Raw genomic sequence first — 21,648 nt, 5'->3', positions numbered from 1 at the left:
AATGCTTGGCGCACACCCTGCGCGCTATTCTCCTGTCATCACGTCCGTGATATATTTCATTTATTGCAAAATATTACCAGTATCAGTTGGGGACATATGCCCGTGCTTGAGTCTAAATTACGTGTTGCCGCCTCATTGTTGGGCTGGGCTGTGCTTTATTACATCGCAACCTATGTTTCCCTCACACTGGACGATCCACTGGATCACGTGGGGTTTGTCTGGTTCCCTGCGGGCATTGGCGTTGCGGCCTTTCTGGTCAATGAGTACCGGCGCTGGCCGTGGCTGCTGGCGATGTTCCTGATTGGACACCTGATAGTCGATTTTCAGTTCAGTCACGATATTCCCATTGCGCTTGCGCTCTCGGTCATTAATATGGCCGCAGATATGGCAACAGCCTGGCTGGTAAGACGCTACGCACAGCTCAAGGATGATTTGCAGATTGTTTTGCGCTGGATCGTCGCAACGCTGGTGGTCAGTGCGCTCGCTGCCGTCCTGGGCGTAGGGGGACTGGCGATGTTTGACAATGCACCGTTCGGCAATCTGGTTTGGGTATGGTGGGGCGCCCATGTCTCGGGCGTTTTATATCTGACGGCCGTGATCATGGGGTTGCGCGGATTTCAACTGGGCGGCTCGACTAGCAGTGCGCGAGCCATGGTTATCAGCGTGATTGCATTTGTGTTGATGGTCATCGGTGCCTGGCTGATTTTCGATTCGGAGCGGCTGGAGATGGCGCATAGCCAGGCGCCATGGCGGGCCACATGGGTGTTTGCCCAAACGGCGATCCCGATCGCGCTGGCTGTTATTGTTGCCATTTCCGGTGGCAATCGCCTGGGCTCGCTGGCCTTGCTGTGCCTGGGCGCAATCGTCATTTACCATTCGTCGGAAGGCACCGGGCCGTTCTTTCTTAAATCACTTCGACCTGGCGAATCACTCATGCTGGCGCAATGCTATCTGGTGGGCACGGCATTACTAATTGTTTTCCTGCGGGTATTTACCCACAGCGTCAGACCTTATGGCAGGACGCAGGCGGCAGACCAGGAGGCAGCATTCATGTACCGGCAGCACATTGCGAGCGGGCGAGTGGACTGGGATGGTCCCATTCATGAAATGCTGGGTATTGATCGTGAGGCTATGAGCAATGCTGCCCATATCCTGGGCCTTGTGCATCCGGATGATCGTAGTTCGCTGGCGGCGCTTTTGGCTTCGGGTGGTGATATGACGCACTTGCCTGGCGCTACTGCATTTCGATTGCAATCGGCAGCGTCCAGGTGGATGGGCGTGCGCGCAACGCAGCCGACGCTCATCAGTGACTCGGGCGGCCCGCTGCTGGTCGGAACCTGGATTATTCAGCGCGGGGGGATGTCATGAAAAAAATAGCGGCTTTCCCGGTTCATTTCCCTGAATATCGGAGCCTGTCATGATACAGATTGCCCTGTTGCTGTTTGGCTCCAATTTCGTACGTCGCCATGCCTATCTGCTGGGCATTATGGGGCTGCTCTGGCTGATCATGGGGCTCATTATTTTTATCGATGCGCTCGATGGTGTACGATATTTCCCGCTCATGCTCTTCGGGATCCTGCTGCTGATCGAAAGCGTGATCACGCTCAGCGTCGCTTCCAGTGGTCTTGGGGCACAGAAGGCGGTGCTATATTTCAAGGGAGGAGGCTTCTTTCTGATTTCGCTTCTGATCCTCTCGAACCAGACAATCAGTAATATATTGCTGGCGATCATTCTTGGCATGGCCTATTTCGTATTGGGACTATTGCAGATGGCATCGGCCTGGGTGGTCCGGTTTCCCAACTGGCGCACCGCGTTTGGTATCGGACTGCTCAAAATCGTATTTGCCTTGTTCATGTTTGGTCCGTATCCCAGTCATTACTCGGCCACCATATCCGTCTTTATCGGCATTACCCTGATCACAGGTGGTATTGTCACACTCAATGTCTATTTGCGCGCCCGTCAATTGAAAGACGGCACCTCCGTGTTTGAGCTGTTTATACCAACGGACGTTTTGCCGAAAATCCGGAAAATAAACTGGCCCGATCCTGTCCGGGTGGACGCTCCGGCAGGCGAGACTCAGACTGAACCCTTAACTGTTCATGTGTGGACGCCCGAAGGCTCATCAAAAAATGCCGCTGTTCCCCGTCCGGTCATCAATCGGTATATTGCGGCGGTGGACGTCAATGGCGTTATCTCCACCGGTCACGCCGCGCTGGAAATGCTGCCGCAAACCTATATCAGTCTGTATCCGGCAGCCGACATTGATCGTTCGCCGTCGGAGTTTTTTCGTATTCTGAAGGCGACTCGTGATAATGACGTTGCGGGCCTGTTCCAGCCTGGTTACAGCGAGGAATCACAAGCGTGGTGTCCGTCGAACTGGCAGGTCAAGTTTCATGCCTATAACCCGGACGGACTATTGCGATTCTGGAGCGAATATCGACAGCATGAAATTTATAACTTGACCTACCGGAACTGTTCCAGCTCGGTGAGCTATGCGCTGGAAGCGGCGCTGGACGGCGCACTCGAAGATCGGGCTGCGCGCTCCTGGCGCGAAGTGTTGCGGGTGCTGGTTATGCCGGAATTATGGATCGCTGCGCAAATCAGGAAACGCGCCACTACCATGGCCTGGACTCCGGGGCTGACACTGGATTATGCCCGGGCGCTAAGAGCCATCGTCCACCCGGTCAGCACCCCGTGGTTTGCCCGGTTACGGCGTGCGAGCAAGGCCTCGGGCGTCTCTGTTACCGGATGAATGCCATCACGGGTGGGCGGTCTTTTCAGGGATGCCTGGTACGCCTTCCCTGATCACCCGGGAATATTGATCAATATCGGCATTTGCCTTGGCACGATCAGAATAGTAGCCGCGCCTGCGGTATTCTGCGACTGAGTCTGCCCCTTGCAAAGCCTGCATTTTGTACAGGTATTCGGGAAGATAACCCGATACCAACAGCCGATAGTCCAGCGGCAGTCCGGGTACAATGCGGTCCATCATCCGGAAAATCAATGTCGTGCAATTGGCTGTGATCGTGTGGTAGTAGCGTGGTGTGTGCACGAGATGATTGGCTTCGTCGAGATACGCCAGAAAGAGCGAGTGCCTTGCGGCGGCATCCATCTGGATTCGATATAGATAGCAGTCTTCCTGCCGGATATTGCTGCGTACAAAGAGGACATCCCGTTCGTCTGCGGCAACAATACTGAGTTCATACATCTTGAAAAAACCACCCAGTTCAGAGAAAGCATCTCCCTGCTTGCGGCGAATTTCAACTGAAAACACCAGATACTCGTCGTTGCCAAAGCCAAAAGATACCAATGCATGGGCAATGGCGGGGCCGCTCCAATAGGACAAAGCGAGGTCGACAGAAGCCAGCCTGCTCAGATCATATTCACGCGTTTCCCAGCGTTGGGTGAACTGCTCGGGCTGATGCCAGACGAAATTGCGCACATTTTCTATTGTGACGCTATTACCGTCGATTTTTCCCTGGGTTTGACGGGATACTTCGGGTATCCAGGCGCGATTATTGGAGGGCTGAATGCCTCGCCACCAGTACCCAAGCGCCAGCACGGAAAGCGCGAATGCGATGCTGGCGATGGTTTGTACTGTGGTGTTTAGCGGTACGAGGATCGTAATGAGCAAGAAAGCGCTCACCAGCGTCCAAAGTCCAATCAGCGATCCCTGGCGTACTTTATTTCGAGAGAACTGGACCCACAGCGCCAATGCGCCCCACGCAAAAAAAATCGCGACAACCAGTGCCAGCGTTATTGTCATTTTGATCATTGCCAGAGGAGAAGAGGTGAGTCATATTACAATAATTTCACGATCCGGCAAAGATGCGCGTGTAGTGGTACGACGAAAGTACGTCAACATTGTCGGGGCGGATCAGACCGAAAAAAATCCATGTCTCTCTTGCAAAGAGAGCATGGATTATTGGTTGCCTAATTCGCTTGGCTATTGGTCCAGTTTACCAAATATAAAAGGCTTATATCCGGTATTGAATTGTGATTATTTGAGCTGGCCGTCTTTGTTCGTGTCAGCTGCGGCAAAGTCGTTACCCACTTGTGACGTCATTTCATCATGACTGATCTTGCCGTCCTTATTGGCATCTACGGCAGCAAACTGCTCAGGCGTCAGGATGGTTCCCACTTCTTCGGCAGTCAGTGTGTTGTCGCTGTTCTTATCCAGATTCTTGAACGCGGCTGACATGGCCTGGTCATATTCCTCTCTGCCCACTGCGCCATCCTTGTTCATATCCAGTTTGGTCAGTTGATCCTGGGAAATCTCGCCGCCAGCGGCAGGCATATTACCTTGTGGCATGGCTTGCCCACTCGCGGATGGAGCGTCTTGGGCGCCTTGTTCCATCGTCTGATTGGTGCCCTGGTTCATGTTCTGGGCTGCTGCCGTATTGGCGAGAAACATCGCAGAGCCAAGGCTGGCAGTGACTGCAAAACAAGCGGCGGCGGTTTTGCTTCTCAAGAATGTGTTACGCATATATGAAACTCCTTTCTTTAACGGCGACAGGCAATACAAATACCTGAAAATGCCCGTTGCGACAGGTTGGTGTGAAAAACTGAGTCCTGCAGCACCAATGGATTTTTCATACTAACACCAATTTATGCGTGATTTCATTTGGAATAATGAGGAGATGTAACGGTATGATTCGAGTATTCGATCCAGAACTCGGCGCCATCAATACCGGCAGCCTTCGGGTCAAAAACCGGATCAATCCCTGCTTTTTTCTGTCGATCATAATCGTTTAGTACTTTCAGCGCCTTTTTGCTCAACAGCAGAATGGCAATGAAGTTCAGATAGCACATACTGCCAAAGCCAATGTCACCCAATCCCCACATCAGGCTGACCGATTCCACGCTACCCAGATAAACGACCACAAGAAAGACGATTTTCAGTAGAAACTTAAGCACTGGGTATCGCAATTTGCTATCCAGATACACCATGGTGGTTTCGGCGATGTAGTAGTAGGCCATTAACGTTGTAAAGGCAAACAGGAATATCGCGATGGCAACAAATCCGCTGCCATAGTCAGCAAATACGGTCGAGACAGCAGCCTGGGTATAGGCTGTGCCGGCAACCAGGCCGGGCACGTGTTCTACCAGTGGGGAAGATAATCCGGGTGGTATGACGTTGTACATGCCGGTAATCAAAATCATCAATGCGGTGGATGTGCAAACCACTACTGTGTCAATATAAACAGAAAATGCCTGCACCAGTCCCTGTTTTGCAGGGTGAGACACTTCGGCGGCCGCAGAGCTAAAGGTCGCTTCGCCCGCACCGGCAACATTGGAAAAGACAGCCCTGCGTACGCCCCAGGAAATGGCGGTGCCGACAATCCCGCCGAAAATCGCATGGGTGCCAAAGGCGCTACTGATGATCAACTGTAGTAATGCGGGAATTTTTTCTACATTCGCTCCCAATATGGTGAACATCAGGATGATATAGGCAATCGCCATGATGGGCACGACCTTGTCGGCAACGCGGGCAATGCGCTTTACGCCGCCGAAGATGATCACGCCCAGCAGGACCACGATGATGATGCCGGTAATATACGACGGAATTTGAAAGGCGGTGGAAAAGGACTCAGCGATGGTATTGGCCTGGATGCCTGGAACCAACACGCCATAGGAGAGACAAATGACGCTGGCAGCCAGTACTGCGAAGGATTTGAGTCCCAGCCCTTTTTCAATATAGTAAGGGGAGCCTCCTCGGTACTGGTTATCTGCACGCTCTTTATATACTTGCGCCAAAGTGGATTCGATGAAGGCGCTGGCACCGCCCAGCAAGGCCATGACGATCATCCAGAATACAGCGCCAGGTCCGCCCGCCGCAATGGCTGTTGCGACACCGGCGATATTTCCGACGCCCACGCGACCGGAAAGTGCCATGCAAAATGCCTGAAAGGATGAAATACCGTCCGCCGACTCCTTGCGTTCACGCAGCAGTCGGATCATTTCAAAAAAATATCTGAACTGCACTGCACGGGTAACGACCGTGAAGTACAGCCCGACCCCCAATGCAAGATATACCAGGGCGTCTCCCCAAATATAGCTGACGATCGTCTCGACAAGCTTCTCCATAACAGATTTCTCCTTTTGTGCGATAGCATACGGTGTGTCATCCTGTTTTTCTGACGGGCAGGTTATGACCGATGAATAAAGGGCAGACCAGCGGATTGCGGCCTGCCCCAAGCTTGATTTGTTAATTTACATACCAGATGGTCTTTGTTTGCAGATACTGATCGAGCGCTTCCAGTCCCTTGTCACGTCCACCAAATCCGGATTGTTTATAGCCGCCGAAAGGCGTGGCGATGCTGCCTTCCGAGAAACCATTGACAGATACCGTGCCGGCCCGAATTGCCCTGGCAACTCGATGAGCCCGTTTCAGGCTCGCGGTATAAAAGGAGGCTGCCAGTCCATACGATGAGTGATTCGCCAGCGTGATCGCTTCGTCGTCCGTGCTGAAAGTGGTAACGGCCAATAAGGGGCCGAAGACTTCCTCCTGGAAAAGGGACATGTCAGGTGTGATATTGTCAAAAATGGTGGGCTCGATATACCATCCACTGCCGAGGTCCGGGTACATTTTGCCGCCGGCAACCAGAGTGCCTCCCTGATCCGTTGTCTTGGTGATATAGGCTTTTACTTTTTCGAAATGGGCTTGTTCGATCATGGGGCCGATGGAGACGGCTTCGTCTCGCGGGTCGCCGAGTTTCCATTCTGCCAGTCCCGCCTTGAGCCGAGTCAGCAATTGGTTTTTGATCGACGCTTCAACAATCAGTCTGGAGCCACAACTGCAATTTTCGCTCATATTCCAGAATGCTGCGGCCAGTATGGAAGGAACAGCGGCGTCCAGATCGGCATCTTCAAAAACGATTTGTGGGCTTTTTCCTCCGCATTCGAGCACGATTTCCTTCAGGTTGCTCTGTGCCGAATATTGCAGAAAATAGCGGCCCACTTCTGTAGAGCCCGTGAACGACACCATATCGACGTCTTCATGGCGGCCCAATGCTTCGCCTACTTTCTCACCAAGACCGCAAACCAGCGTGAGCGCGCCTTGCGGGACTCCCGCCTCGTGTGCAAGCTGGACCATGCGATAGGCACTCAGCGACGTCAATTCTGCAGGTTTGACGATGACGCTATTGCCTGCTGTCAGGGCCGGTGCAACTTTCCATGCAAACATTTGGGCTGGGAAGTTCCACGGCAGAACCACGCCGACCACCCCTATCGGTTCCTTGACGATCAAGCCCAATGCGTCCTTGCCGGTGGGGGCGATCTTGTCGAACAGTTTGTCGATTGCTTCTGCATACCAGTAAAACGTTTCAATCGTGGCCGGCAAATCAGTGTTGAGACATTCGGTGATAGGTTTTCCGGCGTCAACACAATCGAGTGCTGCCAATTCCTCTTTGTGTTCTTCCAGCAATCGTGCCCAGCGCAACATAATTTGCTTGCGGTCGGCAGGCGAAAGGTCACTCCATTGCCCTGATGCAAAAGTATCCCGTGCAGCGGTAACGGCTGCATTCACACACTCGATGTCGCCATCGGCAATATGGCCAATAACCGTGTTATCAATCGGGCTGCGGGATTCCAATGTATCAGAGCCTGCCTGATGGCCTGGAATCAGATGGCCCGCCCAGAGTTTGCCCTGGGCCGCTTGCGTAAATATCGTCTCCTTGTTTACGGTCATGAGGTATCTCCGATTATTTCAGCAGCGCCAGAAATTCCTGAACCTCTGTCTCGGACAGATTCGTCAGTGGCAGTCGCACCTTGCCTGCATTAAACGCCCCGCGAAGGCAGCCGACTTTGGCCTTCTGGTTGTAGTTGCCTGACTCCATAGAGTGAATGGCCGGATACATCGCTGTCATAATTTGTTTGGCCTTATCCCAGTCGGCATTGATTGCGGCATTAAATAATGAAATCTGCTCTTGCGGAAAGACATTGGCGGCGCCAGCGATCCAGCTGCGGGCACCCCAGAAGAAATAGTCAACGGGTTGATCATCACAACCGCAAATGACCTGGAAATCATCGAAGTTCGCTTGCAGCATGCGCAGGGCATGACTGAAATTGCCGCTACTTTCCTTGATAGCCTTGATATTTGGATGCCGGGCCAGTCGGGCTACCGTATCAAACTCGATATCAACGCCGACTCTTGCCGGAAAGTTATACATAATGATGGGCAGATCCGTTGCTGATGCCACGTGTTCAAAAAAGGCGATAATGCCTTCCTGGTCTGGCAGGCTATACGGCGGAACCGAGAGCATCAGGCCATCGTAGCCCAAGGCCTTTGCTTCTTTGGCACGGCGCACGGCGGTGTCAGCAGACAGATCACTAATACCCGCAATCAGCGTGACTTTGCCCTTGCCCGCGTCTGCAATGGTTTGCAAGACCGTTGCGCGTTCTTGTTCGGAAAATGTGTAATATTCACCTGTCGTGCCGCAAGCGACCAGGCCGGTTACTCCTTTTTCAATATATGTGTCCGCAAGTTCACGCAGTCGATCGACATCGACTTCATTATTCTCATCGAACGGGGTGATCATGGGGACCAGAATGCCATTCAGATTCATCGTGTTTCTCCTATTTGAGTAAAAGTTCTAAAAGCGGCGTAACCGATAGGGGTGCATATCAACGCCGGGATCGAAATTGAAATAAAGCGCCTCGATCAACTGTGCGGTCAATGCGGCCTGTGTCAGCCCCAGATGCTGATGACCAAAAGCGAGCAGCACAGGCCCCTGGCGATCGATAACCGGGAGTGAATCTGCGATGGAAGGACGCAAGCCCATCCAGGTGGAGGCGTTGGTATTGTCCAGCGGCAGATTCAGCATGGGTTGGGCCAGTTGTAGTAGCTGCCTCGCCCGTTGCATGTTTGCAGGAGCGTGCAAACCTGCAAATTCAACGGTACCTGCCAGTCGTAATCCGGTATCCATCGGCGTCATGATGAAGCGCCGGTCAACGCTCGTGACGGGAATGGATAATCGGGACGTTTCGCTGGGCAACATGAAGTGATAACCGCGCTCGGTGTCCAGCGGAACCTCGACACCTGTCAGGGCCCGGGTCAGCTTTCTGGAATGGGCGCCAGCGCACAGGACGACTTGTTTTGCAGACATGGGTCCGCATGCGGTATGCAGCATAACCGTTTGATCGGCATGGACCTGGGCATGTTCTACGGCACAATTTTCTCGTAGCACGCCGCCGAGCTGTATAAAGGTGGTACGCAAGTGACGGACGACGGCATCCAGATTTGTCACATGACCTGTGTGCGGATAGAACAGGGCACCAAGCTGGCTTGGCGCCAGGGCCGGTTCCCGTTCGGTGAGGGATTGGGCGTCGAGCCATTCATTTGTGATACCCAGCCTGTTGAGTCTGGCGCCATGTTGTTGCAGGGCCAGCACGCTTTGAGGTTTTTCGGCAGTAAGCAGGGAGCCTTGTACTTGCAGCCACTGTGATAATTGCCAACGGCGGGCAAACTGTTGCCATGCGTCCAGGCTTTTCTGATTCAACGCGAGTAAAGCATGATGAATGTGATTGACGCGCGCAGGGCGCATATTGGCAACCAGCCGCAATAGCCAGGGTGTCATTCTGGGAAGATAGCGCCATTCCAGTCTGAGCGGTCCCATGGGGTCAAGTAGCATGCGTGGTAATTGGCGCAGAATGCTTGTATCTGCAATGGGAAAAACCTGCTCTGTGGCAATATGGCCCGCGTTTCCGTATGTGGCGCCGCGCCCCGCAGTTTGCGCATCGAGCAATACCGTTTTTACGCCGGCAGACTGCAGATGCATCGCCACACTCAAACCAATAATGCCAGCACCAATTACGATGACTGCATCAGGTGCATTTACGCCGGCCATGATTTCATCCACAGACGCAAATGTGAGTACGCATCAACGGCAGGCGCGATCTCGTTCATGATGCTGTAATACCGAATTTGAAAGGATCGTGTTGATCCAGAACCAGGCAGTTTTCGGCGCAGATATAGGCATTGCCTCGAATCACAGGGATGATGCCCTGGCCGGTGTCAGCTGGATGATAATATGCGGTGAACTGGCTGCTGATCACACTGGCCTGGCGCCAGATCTGGCCCGGTTGCAGCTGTTGGTCAGCGGCCAGACATGCCAGTTTGGCGCTGGTGCCGGTTCCGCAAGGCGACCGGTCGTATGCTTTTCCAGGGCACAGAACAAAGCTCTGGCTATCCGCTTTGTCGGTCTCTCCGAAAAGCTCGATGTGATCGATTTCACCGCCATCCTGGCCGCTTACGCCCGACGTTTTCAGCGCCTGTCGGATTGCCCAACTGATCTGGGTCAGACGATCAGCGTTTTCCAGACAAATATCTTCCAATTTCTGGCTGACCAGAAAGAACCAGTTTCCACCCCAGGCAATATCACCTGTTACCGGGCCGATGTCGGGCACTTGCACGGTGACCGCTTTACGGTAGCGCCATGAGCGTACGTTGCGTACTGATACGCTGCCATCTTCGTGCAGTGTGCAATGAACATCGCCCACGGGTGTCTCGATCAGATGCTCTCCGGATTGGATACGGCCCAGATAGGCAAGCGATGCCACCAGTCCGATCGTTCCGTGTCCGCACATGCCAAGATAGCCGCTATTGTTGAAAAAAATGACGCCGGCAGTTGCCTTTGGATTAACAGGTTCGCACAACAGCGCACCGACCAGAATGTCGTTGCCACGCGGTTCAAGAATAATTGCCCGGCGCAGCGCGTCGTGCTGACTTTTGAAAGTCTCCAGTTTCTCTGCCATGGATCCTTTGCCCAGATCCGGAAATCCCTGGTATATCATTCGGGTGGGTTCGCCTTCGGTATGAGAGTCAATAACCTGCAGCTTTTGATAACGGTCTTGCATAATTCGTTGATTTGCCTGGATAGTGAAGAGGGGTGATGTGTCACCGATCACTAGTAGCTTGATTCAATTCCCCAAAACTGTCTTGACCGATTTCCTCATTTTCGCGTTGGAAACGGCATAGCTAGTGGCTGACACCGATGGTAATATCGATGTTGCCTGCCCCTCAGAGCAAGCGTCGGGGTTTCCCCGTATTTGGAGGTGAGTTTTGCATCGCGGGCAAAATAACAGGAAGACATGGCAAAAGAAGACACTCAATCAAACCGGAATCCGCCTCGTTCAGGCTGGCGGCCTGACGCACCACTCATTGAACGGCTGGTCACTGCCGTGGCGGGCAATTTTCGTCCACAAAATCTGAAGGACTTGTTAGACCATTTATCCATTCTTGCTCCGATTCTTGATGCTTTACCCAACGTCGTGTTTTTTATCAAAAATCCGCGAGCGGAATACGTATTGGTTAATCAGACGCTGGCAAAGCGTTGCGGACTGGACAATGTAGAGGATGTATTGGGAAAGCCGTCGCGTGATGTGTTCAATAGCCGTCAGGGCAATGAGTACACAGAGCAGGATTATGAGGTGTTACGAACCGGCAATTGCATTGCGGACAAACTTGAATTGCATTTTTACAGCTCTGGTGAGCTTGGATGGTGTTTGACACACAAGATGCCAATATATGGAGCGGCAGGTGACATTATCGCAATGGCGGGTGTATCGGTTGATATTCAGTCCGACGAACTGAATCAGCCCGGCACAAACGAACGCCTGGAGAAAGTGGAGGCCTATGTACGGACCCATTTTGATCAGGTGATCCGCATGGAACAATTGGCTGATATTTCCGGGTTGTCAATGTCACAGCTGGAGCGCAATTTCAAGAAAATATTTCATACGACGCCCTTGCAGTTTATCCAGAAAATCCGCCTGGAACATGCGCTGCGACTACTGGCGCAAGATCTGACAATCACTGATATTTCCGCCCGCTGCGGCTATACGGATCACAGCGCCTTCAGTCGACAGTTCAAGCAAGTAACGGGCGTATCGCCCTCTCAATTCAAAGAGACTCGGGCGATATACGGTCGGGCAATACAGATCCGCGAGCGTTCGTAAGCCGCATCAGCGATATTCATGCGCGCTTTTATATAACTCGTATCCCTTTCGACGCAAGTCGCAGGCCGGGCACTGGTTGCAGCCATAGCCCCAGGGATGACGATGTTCCCGGTCACCCAGATAGCAGGTGTGGGTGTGCTCTTCGATCAATTGAACCAATTGTGCGCCGCCCAGGGAGTGGGCCATGTGCCAGGTCTTTTCCTTGTCGATCCACATCAACGGGGTTTCGATGACCATGGGGCGATCCAGCCCCAGACTTAATGCGACCTGCAGGGCCTTCAGGGTATTGTCCCTGCAATCGGGGTAGCCGGAATAGTCGGTTTCGCACATGCCGCCGACCAGCACTTCCAGTCCCCGGCGGTAAGCGAGGGTCGCGGCAAAATTAAAAAACAGCAGATTGCGTCCGGGCACAAAGGTGTTGGGCAAGCCGCTGTTTTCAAACTCGATGGCTTTGTCCTTGGTCAGTGCGGTGTCGCTGATCTGCCCCAGAACCGACAGATCAAGCATGTGGTCGTTGCCCAGTTTGTCTGCCCAGTGGGGAAATTGGGTGCGAAGCTGTTCGATGACCTGGTCCCGGCATTGCAGTTCGACCGCATGGCGCTGACCATAGTTGAAGCCAATGGTCTCCACATAATCGTAGCGATCGAGTGCCCATGCCAGACAGGTCGTGGAATCCTGTCCACCCGAAAAAAGTACCAGCGCCTTGTTGTTCATGTCGAAATCTCAGTGAAAAGCTGTTGCATTCAATCCGCCATCATAGCAAGTCATCCACAAGCCCGGTTTGAAATTGTGCGTTGCGGGCGCGTGTCAGTATCTTTTGTCCGTTCGTTTCTGTTTGCCGTAGCGCCAAACCACCGCTGCGTAAATCAGGATATTCAACACTATCAGCGCGGCTGCCAGCAGGATCTGCACCTCACGGGTCAAACCGGGCGGATAAATGAGCAGAAGCAGATAATGCTCCAGAAAACTGCCGCTATAGGCCTGCTGACCCGCCATATTCCTGAGTGTGTTTTCAAGTGGTGTAAGCGGGCAAATCCCTCCCAGCCCGACTATGCTGGCTCCCCACAATAGCGCCGGCACGTGCAGCCAGATTACTTTGAACCGGTAAAGTACCAGCAGCCCGCCGAATATTGCAAACAGAATAAAGGCGAAGTGCGCAATCAGCACCAGATCGGCAAGCAGGCGGTAAGGCATTTTTTTTTCCTTCGCTCGGTGACGAGGTACGGACATAATCCCTATTTTAGAACAGGCAGGTCAGTATCACGATTGTCGCTGTCGTTGCTTTGTAAGTTCATTCTTGAGCCACTCGGCCAGCGCGCCTGAGCGCTGATCTGCGCGTGCCTGCGGCACCCATAGGCTGAGTCGTGCCGGTGTTTCGACAAACCCCCAGGGTGCTTCCAGCCGGTGGGCGGCAAGATCGTCGGCCACAACCTGTTGCGGCGCAATGGCAACGCCCAGCCCCGCCGTGGCGGCTTCCAGCAGGTAGTAAAGATGCTCAAAAGCCGTCCCTAGTTGCAGACGGTCTGCAGGCAGCGCGTGAGCCTGTGCCCATTGCGTCCAGGCTTGTGGTCGTGAGGCAGGATACATGAGCGGTTCGGTCAGAAGCGCGGCAACAGGTGCATTGGCAAGCGCTTCGTAGTGGACATGTCGTGGGCTGATCACGGCGCCAATCTGTTCCGCGCCCAGGTCATACACCTGCATATCTTGTGGCCAGGGAGGCGCGGCAAAACAGAGTGTGGCATGCACATTCGGATTCCGTGGATCAAGCTCGCCTTCGCCGGCGGTCAGTTGTAATCGCAATTGTGGTAAATCGTGATTCAGCTTATCCAGCCTGGGAATGAACCAGCGGGCCAGCAGACTCCCGGGGCAGGCGAGTACGAAGGGGCCATTGGTGGCCAGATGGCGAATGTCGGCGCAGGCTCCCGCAATGCGGTCGAATGCAGCGGCGCTGGCATCGCGCAGCTGCATTCCTGCATTGGTGAGTTTTACGCCCCGACCTTCTTTCTCGAAAAGTTCGACGCCAAGGGAGGTTTCCAGCAGGCGGATTTGCCGACTGATCGCACCATGAGTCACGTGCAGTTCATCTCCTGCCTTGCTGACACTTAGCAGGCGGGCTGCGCTTTCAAACGCACGCAGTGCGTTCAGCGGGGGAATGTCTCTGCTCATAATGTGTGATATTTTCTGACATGTTAAGGCAATTTTATCGCTTTTTTTGTGTCGACAGATGGCTTATCCTTGTTTCATGAAAACAGGCTCTGTTTGAACCCGGACAGAGCGATCGACAGGAGAATAGACCCTCATGGCTTCATTGACCACAGACACAGGACCAGCAGGCATGTTTGGTGATTTCGGCGGACAATATGTCGCCGAGACGCTGATGCCACTGATTCACGAATTGGCCGCCGAGTACGACAAGGCTAAAGCGGATGACGCATTTGCAAAGGAACTGGCCTATTTTCAACGCGATTATGTGGGTCGTCCCAGTCCGCTGTATTACGCTGAGCGTCTGACCGAGCACCTGGGTGGCGCCAGAATTTATCTCAAACGAGAAGAGCTGAACCATACCGGCGCGCATAAAATCAATAACTGCATTGGTCAGATTTTGCTTGCAAAACGCATGGGCAAAAAAAGAATCATTGCAGAAACCGGGGCAGGGATGCACGGCGTGGCAACCGCTACCGTTGCGGCCCGTTTTGGTCTGCAATGCGTGATTTATATGGGTAGCACCGATATTGACCGTCAACAGGCCAACGTATTTCGTATGAAATTGCTGGGCGCAGAAGTGCTGCCGGTCACTGCTGGTACGGGAACGCTTAAGGACGCAATGAATGAAGCCTTGCGCGACTGGGTCACGAATGTCGACTCAACTTATTATTTGATCGGCACCGTTGCCGGCCCTCACCCCTATCCGACAATGGTGCGCGATTTCCAGGCGGTCATCGGTAAAGAGACTCGCGAGCAGATGATGGCGCATGAGGGTCGTCTGCCCGATTCGCTGGTCGCCTGCGTCGGTGGCGGCTCTAATGCCATCGGATTGTTCCATGAGTTTCTGGATGACAAGGACGTCCGAATTATCGGCGTGGAAGCGGCCGGCCATGGTATCGAAAGTGGCAAGCACGCGGCAAGTCTGAATGGGGGCGTGCCGGGAGTCCTGCACGGCAACCGCACCTTCCTGCTGCAAAACGATGACGGACAGATTATTGATGCGCATTCGATTTCTGCCGGTCTGGACTATCCGGGAATCGGTCCTGAACACGCCTGGCTGCATAGCATCGGCCGGGTGCAATACACCGCCATCACAGATAATGAAGCGCTGGACGCATTGCACTTGTGCTGTCGCCTGGAGGGTATTATTCCCGCACTGGAAAGCGCTCATGCACTGGCCGAGGCTTTCAGGCTGGCGTCGACCCTGCCCAAAGAACATTTGATGGTCGTCAATTTGTCCGGTCGTGGTGACAAGGATATGCAGACCGTGATGCAACACAGCAAAGAGAAGGAGCAACAAGCATGAGTCGCCTGCAAAAACGCTTTGAGCAATTGAAAAAAGAAAATCGTGCGGCCCTGGTCACCTTCCTGACTGCCGGGGACCCCGATTACGACACGGCCGCTGCCATTTTGAATGGCTTGCCGGCGGCCGGTGCCGATATTATCGAACTGGGCATGCCGTTTACCGACCCCATGGCCGATGGGCCTGCTATCCAGCTCTCCAGCCTGCGTGCGTTGGCCCAGGGCCAGAATGTCGCCAAAACGCTCAAGATGATCGGAGCGTTCCGAACGAAAGATAACGAGACACCGATTGTGTTGATGGGCTATTTCAACCCCATTCACAAATACGGCGTTGCGCAGTTTGTTGCCGATGCCGCCAAGGCCGGTGTGGACGGACTGATTGTCGTGGATCTGCCAGCAGAGCACGATCGTGATTTGTGTGATCCGGCACAGGCCGCCGGCATTGACTTCATTCGTCTGACGACACCAACCAGTGACGATGCGCGTCTTGCGCGCATTCTGGGTAACGCCAGCGGGTTTATCTATTACGTTTCCGTTGCGGGTACGACGGGTGCGGGATCAGCTACGATTGAACACGTGCAACAAGCGGTGACGCGTATCCGCAAACATACTGCCGTTCCGGTCAGTGTCGGATTCGGTATCCGTACACCTGAACAGGCGGCCAATATCGCCAGAGTGGCTGATGGCGTGGTGGTCGGTTCTGCTTTGGTTCAGAAGATCGCTGATGCGAAAGACGGTGAACAGGCAAAGTCAGACGTGCTGGCACTTTGTGGCGAACTGTCACAGGCGGTGCGGGCAGCCCGCCGCTGACCGGCAGCCTGTGCAATTGTCACCTACTTGTTGACATCGACCACGATCCGTCCGCGCACCTGTCCTGCCAGAATCTGGCTGGCCAGCGGAATCACGTCATTCAGTCCTACCGTCGTGGAGCCGATGAGCGCCAGTTTGGCCGGATCCAGCTCCTTGCCCAGCCGGTCCCAGGCCTCCTGGCGGTCGGCAAGGGGGCAGTGAACGCTATCGATTCCCGCGAGCGTGATCCCGCGCAGAATGAAGGGTGCAACCGAGCCTGGAAAATCCATCCCCTGGGCCAGGCCGCATGCGGCGACAACGCCACGGTATTTTGTCCCGGCGCAGACATTGGCCAGTGTGTGGCTGCCGACACTGTCCACTGCACCGGCCCACCGTTCCTTGCCCAGAGGCTTGCCGGGCTCGCTCAAGCTACTGCGATCAACAATCTCGGTGGCGCCCAGTTTTTTCAAATAGGCCTCCTCTTGCGGCCTGCCGGTGGATGCCAGTACGCGAAAACCCAGCGAGGAAAGCAGGGCAACGGCGACGCTGCCAACCCCGCCTGCTGCACCGGTCACCAGAATATCGCCCGAGTCGGGCGTGAGGCCGTTGCGCTGCAAGGCCATGACGCATAGCATGGCAGTATAGCCCGCTGTGCCAATGGACATGGCCTGGTCGCTTTTCATGCCTGCCGGAAGACGAATCAGCCACTTGCCGTGAACCCTGGCCTGCTGGGCCAGGCCTCCCCAATGGGTCTCACCAACGCCCCAGCCATTGAGTATGACGGGGTCGCCGACCTTAAAGTCTGCATGCCGACTTTCTTTTACCAGGCCGCAAAAATCAATGCCAGGGATCATCGGGAATTGTCGAACTACAGGAGATTTTCCGGTAATGGCCAGGCCATCCTTGTAATTGATGGTTGAAAATTTCACATCGACCAACACGTCGCCTTCCGGCAGTTGCGCCTCATCAACGGTTTTGACCTCGGCGCGGTATCCTGCATCGTCTTTGTCAATCATGATGGCTTTAAACATATTGCATATTCTCCAGTTCGGTGAGTGATAGATTAAACGGGAACGCAGCCTGTCGATCAAAAAAAGCAGGTCAATCGATCAGATTCCCGGGGCGATCTGAGTATCCCAGCTGTCGCGAAATGGTGCGGGCACAGTCAATGACTTCCGGGACGAGCAGACGTACTCTTGCGGGTGTCAGCCGATCAAGCGGGGCAGAGATGCCGACGGCGCCGGCGATCTGGCCCAATCCATTGAAAATAGGCACAGCAATACCGCCGACCCCGTCACGCCACTCGCCCCGGTTGACGGCATAGCCCTGTTTGATCGTCCTGGCCAGCGCCTTTTGCAATGCTTCAAGGTCTGTGATCGTGGCGTCGGTATGTTTCTTGAGTTGTGCGCTATGGCTTTGCAGAAAACTCTCGGTCTGATGGGCCAGGATCGCCTTGCCCGTGGCGACCGCATAAGCGGGCGCTCGCCCCCCAATCATGGAGTAGGCGCGAATCGGCCTTGGACTGTCAATCTTGTCCACATAGACCACATCGAATCCATCGAGCACCGACAGGTGAATCGTTTCGCCTGTGCTGTCCGCCAGGGCACGCATCGCCGACGAGGCAGCGCTACGCAGATCAAGCTGGGCAAGCTGATTGGCAGCCAGTTCAAAAAGCCGGATGCCGCCGACGTAATTGTCATGGTCGTCCCGGGCAACAAAGCCGGCATGGATCAGTGTTTGCAGCGTGCGATGAGTATTGCTGCGAGTCAGGCCGACTTTATCGGCGAGTTCCTCTATGGTGCGGATCCGTTCGGTCGAGCCGGTGACGATTTCCAGTACCTTCAAGCCTTTAAGAAGCGTTTTGTCCATGACGTTAAATATCCTTCCCTGTACGCTAAATGGTAACGCGACAGAATACATCAGAGGCGGGGAAAAGAGCATGTTCGTCATTGTAAGGCGTTAAGTTCCTGTATCGACGCGCAATTGCAATCGTGATGGAACCGTGGCGACCGATATCCGCAAATAAAGATCATCGGTGGGATTCAGCGGCACAGCTTTCAAGTCCGATGCATAAGCGCAGGCATCAGCGTCCGCTGAATACCGGTGGACGTTTCTCGGAGAAGCTTGCCAGCCCTTCGGAAAAATCTGCACTTTCAAAAACCCGCTGGTTTTCCCGCCACGCATGACCGGCAATTTCAACTGGACTCATTGGCGTTGTCTGGGCAGCAAGGCGTTTGAGCATTGTCATGACCAGCGGCGCGTTGGCGGCAAGACGCCGGGCCAGTTTCATGGCCTCGTTCATATGTTCGCCAGGCGGAACCACACGGTTGACCATCCCGATGTCATAAGCGCGTTGGGCGGTGATCGTCTCGCCCAGCAGCATCAGTTCCATTGCCACTTTATGAGGAATCCTCGCTGCCGCGGAGGCGATCATGCCACCTGCAAAGCCCAGCTTGGCTTCCGGATAAGTGAATTTTGCGTCTTCGGTCACTACACACAGATCGCACATCAGGGTCAGGACAATGGATCCGCCAATACACCAGCCGCTGACCGCTGCGATCAGTGGCTTTTCCAGCAGGACACCCACATTGGGTGTGAAGCTTCGATAGTCGGGCGGTGCCGTCGACGCCATGTCTTTGCCGGCGGAGAACGCTTTGCTACCGGCACCGGTCAGGATGCCGACGCGGTCTTCGGCGCTATCCCTGAGGCGTTGCCAGGCATGGGCCAGTCCTGCTTCGACTTCAGGGCCGATGGCATTCATTCGGTCTTCGCGATTGATGGTGATAATGGCAATGCCGTCGCGGGATTCGTAAGTCACGGCGTTGGTCATGTCAGCTCCTTCAGGGTCAGTTTAAGTTGTTGCTTGAGAACCTTGCCATTGGGGGCAACCGGCAAGGTATCGACAAAAATAATTCGGTTTGGACGTTTGTAGGGAGACAGGCGATCAGTGAGAAAGAGACGCACGTCTGCTTCATTCAGTATCGAGTCGGGAGATCGCTCGATCACCGCCACGATTTCCTCATTTCCGCATACCTGATGTCCCATCACCGCTGATTGCTGAATCTGTTCATGTGCATTGAGCGCGGTTTCCACTTCCAGGGGAGAGATATTGAAGCCCGACCGAATGATCAGGTCTTTGCTGCGGCCTTCGATACGGATACGTCCATCCGGCAATTGCCTGGCAAGATCCTCGGTATTGAACCAGCCATCAGGTGTTAGCACCGCAGCCGTACGTTCCGGATCACGAAAATAGCCTTTCATGATGTTGGGGCCTTTTGCCCATAATGAGCCCTGGCTGCCCGGTTTTACAGGCTGACGATCGACATTGAGAATGGCGATGGAGACTTCGGGATTGGCCGGTCCTACGGAACAGTCGGAGTTGCATGATTCCAGGCGGGTCCAGCAGATCGCAGAGCCCTCTGTCAGGCCGTAGCCATTATGCAATGTCAGGCCGAAACACTGTTCGACTTCGTGTTTGACCGTCGGATCCAGGGGCGCGCCGCCGGCTGCGATGACCCGCAGGGTATCCGAGTGAAAATGACGCATCTCGTCCGATTTCACCAGGCGCGCAAACATGGCGGGTGCGCCCTGTAAAATGGAGATGCCGTCCTCTTTCAGACTGCGCGCACAGTGGGCGACGGAGAACCGTGGCACCAGTTGAACATGGGCGCCCGAGGCAAGGGTACCGAGCAGGCCCGACGACAATCCCATCACATGCGTAATAGGCAGAATGCCGTAGACCCGATCCTCGGGAATCAGGCGGCGTTGTTTCTGCATTAGCGTGCTGATGTAAAGCAGGTTGCCATGCGTCAGCATGACTCCCTTCGGCTTGCCGGTGCTGCCCGTCGTATAGATAAGAGCGGCGACCTGTTCATGCGCGGACTCAAAGCAGGGCTCGGTTGTCGCATCCTTTAGCGGACCCATGGCCAGCGCGCCGAAAGACGTCGATAAGAACGACGCTCCATGACGATTGGCATGGTCTTGTGCGGAAGGCGAGTTTTCCGTCAGATAAAGTACGCGTCGAGGCTGGGCGTGCTCGCATACGCCATCGGTTTCCAGCGGCGCGCGACGCGCATTTTCCAATACTACCCAAATATCATCCAGGCCCGCCGCAAGAATGAGGATGGCAAGTGTTGTGCTGTTTTCTCCGATCACGGCCAGACGGTCGCCAGGCCGGATGCCTGATTGCGCAAGAAATTCCCGACAGTTGGTTACAGCCTGATCCAGCTGCCGGTAATTCAGTGACCGAATTTCATCTGAAATAGCGGGGTTGTCGGGTGTGGTTTCAACCCAGTTTTTCAGTACATCGCCTAGTCTTCTCATCATGATTCCTGTCCGCGCGGCATTGCTGAGTCCTGTTTTCATTTTGCCTCGACTTTCATTTCCTTTGTAATGGCAGCCCAGCGGTCAATTTCGGCATTCACATACTCGCCAAACTCCTGCGGGTTTGTTGGCTTCGGTGTTGCGCCCAGTTGTTTAAGCGTATTCAGGACCTCTTTGTTTTTCAGCGCATCTTCTACTGCTTCACTTAATGCATTTGTGATTTTGTCAGGGGTTTTGGCCGGTACCCAGAATCCATACCATGCCGTGACGTCGTACTTGGGCAGCGTTTCGGAAATGGCGGGCACATCTTTGGCATAAGGTGACCGGTCTATTGTCGTGACACCCAGACCCCGCAACTGGCCTGAATCAATATAAGGCCATGCTTCGTTGGCAAACACCATCGTGGTCTGATTTCCAATGGCGGACTGAATGGCCGGCGCACCACCCTTGAAGGGGGTGTTGATCAGATCAATATTGGCCATCACCTTGAATAATTCGCACGACAAGTATGGAGACGATCCTACACCGGACGTTGCGCAACTGAGTTCACCGGGTTTCTGCTTGGCCAGCGCGATCAGCTCGGCCACATTTTTGGCAGGTACCGATTTGCTGACGGCAAGAAAATTCGGGACAGAAACAATCTGCGCGACCGGCTTGAGGTCCTTGCGCAGATCGTAAAGCGGTTCCTTGTAGAAGTACATATTCAGCACATTTGAAATACTGCCCAGCAAAATGGTGTAGCCATCGGGATCGGAGCGCACCACTTGCTGGGAACCAAGCATGCTTCCCGCGCCGGGTTTGTTTTCCACCACGATCGTTTGCTTCAGTTCCTTGGCCATTCTGTTTCCGACGGCCCGTCCGAGAATGTCCGTCGCGCCGCCAGCGGCATAAGGAACGATCAGGCGTATTGGTTTATCTGCAGGCCAGGCGGCGTATGCGTTCACTGTCGTCAGCGATGATACGGTCGCAGCAAAAATCGTGATTCCCAGTTGCAGGAATTTTTGTCGTTGTGTTTTCAATTTATGTCTCCTTTGGGTACTTCCTTGTTTTGAAAGCGATATTTTGTTACCC

Annotated in this window: 20 protein-coding genes; 5 read left to right on the top strand and 15 right to left on the bottom strand. The window is 54.2% G+C overall.

What is annotated here, in order from left to right:
• Nucleotides 1-102 precede the first annotated feature (102 nt).
• The gene (locus W822_RS27200) at nt 103-1,368 is read left to right on the top strand and encodes an MASE1 domain-containing protein (protein WP_172642760.1); all 1,266 of its coding nucleotides are present in this window, start codon (nt 103-105) and stop codon (nt 1,366-1,368) included.
• Between the two features lie 49 nt (nt 1,369-1,417).
• Entirely contained in the window at nt 1,418-2,752 is a 1,335-nt protein-coding gene (locus W822_RS27195; protein WP_024003689.1) for an HdeD family acid-resistance protein, read from the top strand.
• 6 nt (nt 2,753-2,758) lie between these two features.
• Here the strand turns inward: W822_RS27195 and W822_RS27190 are convergent, their stop codons facing one another.
• The 7 genes from W822_RS27190 to W822_RS27160 all read right to left on the bottom strand — a co-directional run bounded on the left by W822_RS27190 (nt 2,759) and on the right by W822_RS27160 (nt 10,857).
• Entirely contained in the window at nt 2,759-3,766 is a 1,008-nt protein-coding gene (locus W822_RS27190; RefSeq protein WP_024003688.1) for an Lnb N-terminal periplasmic domain-containing protein, read from the bottom strand.
• 234 nt (nt 3,767-4,000) lie between these two features.
• Nucleotides 4,001-4,486 carry an EF-hand domain-containing protein gene (locus W822_RS27185; protein WP_051401592.1) on the bottom strand — a complete coding sequence of 162 codons (486 nt, stop codon included), beginning with the start codon at nt 4,484-4,486 and terminating at the stop codon, nt 4,001-4,003.
• Between the two features lie 134 nt (nt 4,487-4,620).
• On the bottom strand, nt 4,621-6,087 hold the full coding sequence (locus W822_RS27180; protein ID WP_024003686.1) for an alanine/glycine:cation symporter family protein: 1,467 nt from the start codon (nt 6,085-6,087) through the stop codon (nt 4,621-4,623).
• A 121-nt stretch (nt 6,088-6,208) separates the two neighbouring features.
• Nucleotides 6,209-7,690 carry an aldehyde dehydrogenase gene (locus W822_RS27175; protein ID WP_024003685.1) on the bottom strand — a complete coding sequence of 494 codons (1,482 nt, stop codon included), beginning with the start codon at nt 7,688-7,690 and terminating at the stop codon, nt 6,209-6,211.
• 13 nt (nt 7,691-7,703) lie between these two features.
• Entirely contained in the window at nt 7,704-8,567 is an 864-nt protein-coding gene (dapA, locus tag W822_RS27170; RefSeq protein ID WP_024003684.1) for a 4-hydroxy-tetrahydrodipicolinate synthase, read from the bottom strand.
• A gap of 27 nt (nt 8,568-8,594) precedes the next feature.
• Nucleotides 8,595-9,848 carry an NAD(P)/FAD-dependent oxidoreductase gene (locus W822_RS27165; RefSeq protein ID WP_024003683.1) on the bottom strand — a complete coding sequence of 418 codons (1,254 nt, stop codon included), beginning with the start codon at nt 9,846-9,848 and terminating at the stop codon, nt 8,595-8,597.
• 55 nt (nt 9,849-9,903) lie between these two features.
• Complete coding sequence (locus W822_RS27160; RefSeq protein ID WP_024003682.1) at nt 9,904-10,857, bottom strand: 4-hydroxyproline epimerase; 954 nt, start codon at nt 10,855-10,857, stop codon at nt 9,904-9,906.
• 234 nt (nt 10,858-11,091) lie between these two features.
• Here W822_RS27160 and W822_RS27155 point away from each other — a divergent pair, with 234 nt between their 5' ends.
• Nucleotides 11,092-11,958, top strand: coding sequence for an AraC family transcriptional regulator (locus W822_RS27155; protein WP_024003681.1), 867 nt, complete (start codon nt 11,092-11,094; stop codon nt 11,956-11,958).
• Nucleotides 11,959-11,964: 6 nt separating this feature from the next.
• On the opposite strand, the gene queC is transcribed toward W822_RS27155, so the two are convergent.
• The 3 genes from queC to W822_RS27140 form a co-directional block, all read right to left on the bottom strand.
• On the bottom strand, nt 11,965-12,672 hold the full coding sequence (gene queC, locus W822_RS27150) for a 7-cyano-7-deazaguanine synthase QueC (protein WP_024003680.1): 708 nt from the start codon (nt 12,670-12,672) through the stop codon (nt 11,965-11,967).
• A 93-nt stretch (nt 12,673-12,765) separates the two neighbouring features.
• Nucleotides 12,766-13,152 (bottom strand): DUF2784 domain-containing protein, encoded by a 387-nt coding sequence (locus W822_RS27145; RefSeq protein WP_024003679.1) that lies wholly within the window; start codon nt 13,150-13,152, stop codon nt 12,766-12,768.
• A 66-nt stretch (nt 13,153-13,218) separates the two neighbouring features.
• Nucleotides 13,219-14,124 carry a LysR family transcriptional regulator gene (locus tag W822_RS27140; RefSeq protein ID WP_024003678.1) on the bottom strand — a complete coding sequence of 302 codons (906 nt, stop codon included), beginning with the start codon at nt 14,122-14,124 and terminating at the stop codon, nt 13,219-13,221.
• A 133-nt stretch (nt 14,125-14,257) separates the two neighbouring features.
• Between W822_RS27140 and trpB the strand changes: the two genes are divergently transcribed.
• Both trpB and trpA read left to right on the top strand, forming a co-directional pair.
• Nucleotides 14,258-15,469, top strand: coding sequence for a tryptophan synthase subunit beta (gene trpB / locus W822_RS27135; RefSeq protein WP_024003677.1), 1,212 nt, complete (start codon nt 14,258-14,260; stop codon nt 15,467-15,469).
• The gene (gene trpA / locus W822_RS27130) at nt 15,466-16,275 is read left to right on the top strand and encodes a tryptophan synthase subunit alpha (RefSeq protein WP_024003676.1); all 810 of its coding nucleotides are present in this window, start codon (nt 15,466-15,468) and stop codon (nt 16,273-16,275) included. The genes trpB and trpA overlap by 4 nt, the downstream gene beginning before the upstream one ends.
• Nucleotides 16,276-16,298: 23 nt before the next feature.
• Here the strand turns inward: trpA and acuI are convergent, their stop codons facing one another.
• From acuI to W822_RS27105, 5 genes are all read right to left on the bottom strand, one after another.
• Nucleotides 16,299-17,285: an acrylyl-CoA reductase (NADPH) gene (acuI, locus tag W822_RS27125; RefSeq protein ID WP_024003675.1), complete on the bottom strand. Its 987-nt coding sequence runs from the start codon at nt 17,283-17,285 to the stop codon at nt 16,299-16,301.
• Nucleotides 17,286-17,355: 70 nt separating this feature from the next.
• A complete protein-coding gene (locus tag W822_RS27120; protein ID WP_024003674.1) occupies nt 17,356-18,123 on the bottom strand; it encodes an IclR family transcriptional regulator in 768 nt (255 codons plus the stop codon).
• A 214-nt stretch (nt 18,124-18,337) separates the two neighbouring features.
• Nucleotides 18,338-19,084, bottom strand: coding sequence for an enoyl-CoA hydratase/isomerase family protein (locus tag W822_RS27115; protein ID WP_024003673.1), 747 nt, complete (start codon nt 19,082-19,084; stop codon nt 18,338-18,340).
• Nucleotides 19,081-20,580, bottom strand: coding sequence for a class I adenylate-forming enzyme family protein (locus W822_RS27110; protein WP_253272219.1), 1,500 nt, complete (start codon nt 20,578-20,580; stop codon nt 19,081-19,083). Before W822_RS27110 ends, W822_RS27115 begins: the two co-directional genes overlap by 4 nt.
• Nucleotides 20,581-20,615: 35 nt before the next feature.
• Nucleotides 20,616-21,596: a Bug family tripartite tricarboxylate transporter substrate binding protein gene (locus W822_RS27105; RefSeq protein WP_024003671.1), complete on the bottom strand. Its 981-nt coding sequence runs from the start codon at nt 21,594-21,596 to the stop codon at nt 20,616-20,618.
• Nucleotides 21,597-21,648 lie beyond the last annotated feature (52 nt).

The sequence above is a fragment of the Advenella kashmirensis W13003 genome (assembly GCF_000506985.1).
In the GTDB taxonomy this organism is placed as follows: domain Bacteria; phylum Pseudomonadota; class Gammaproteobacteria; order Burkholderiales; family Burkholderiaceae_B; genus Advenella; species Advenella kashmirensis_A.
The sequence above is the reverse complement of the archived record's forward strand: the minus strand, read 5'-3'. Positions and strand labels throughout refer to the sequence as shown.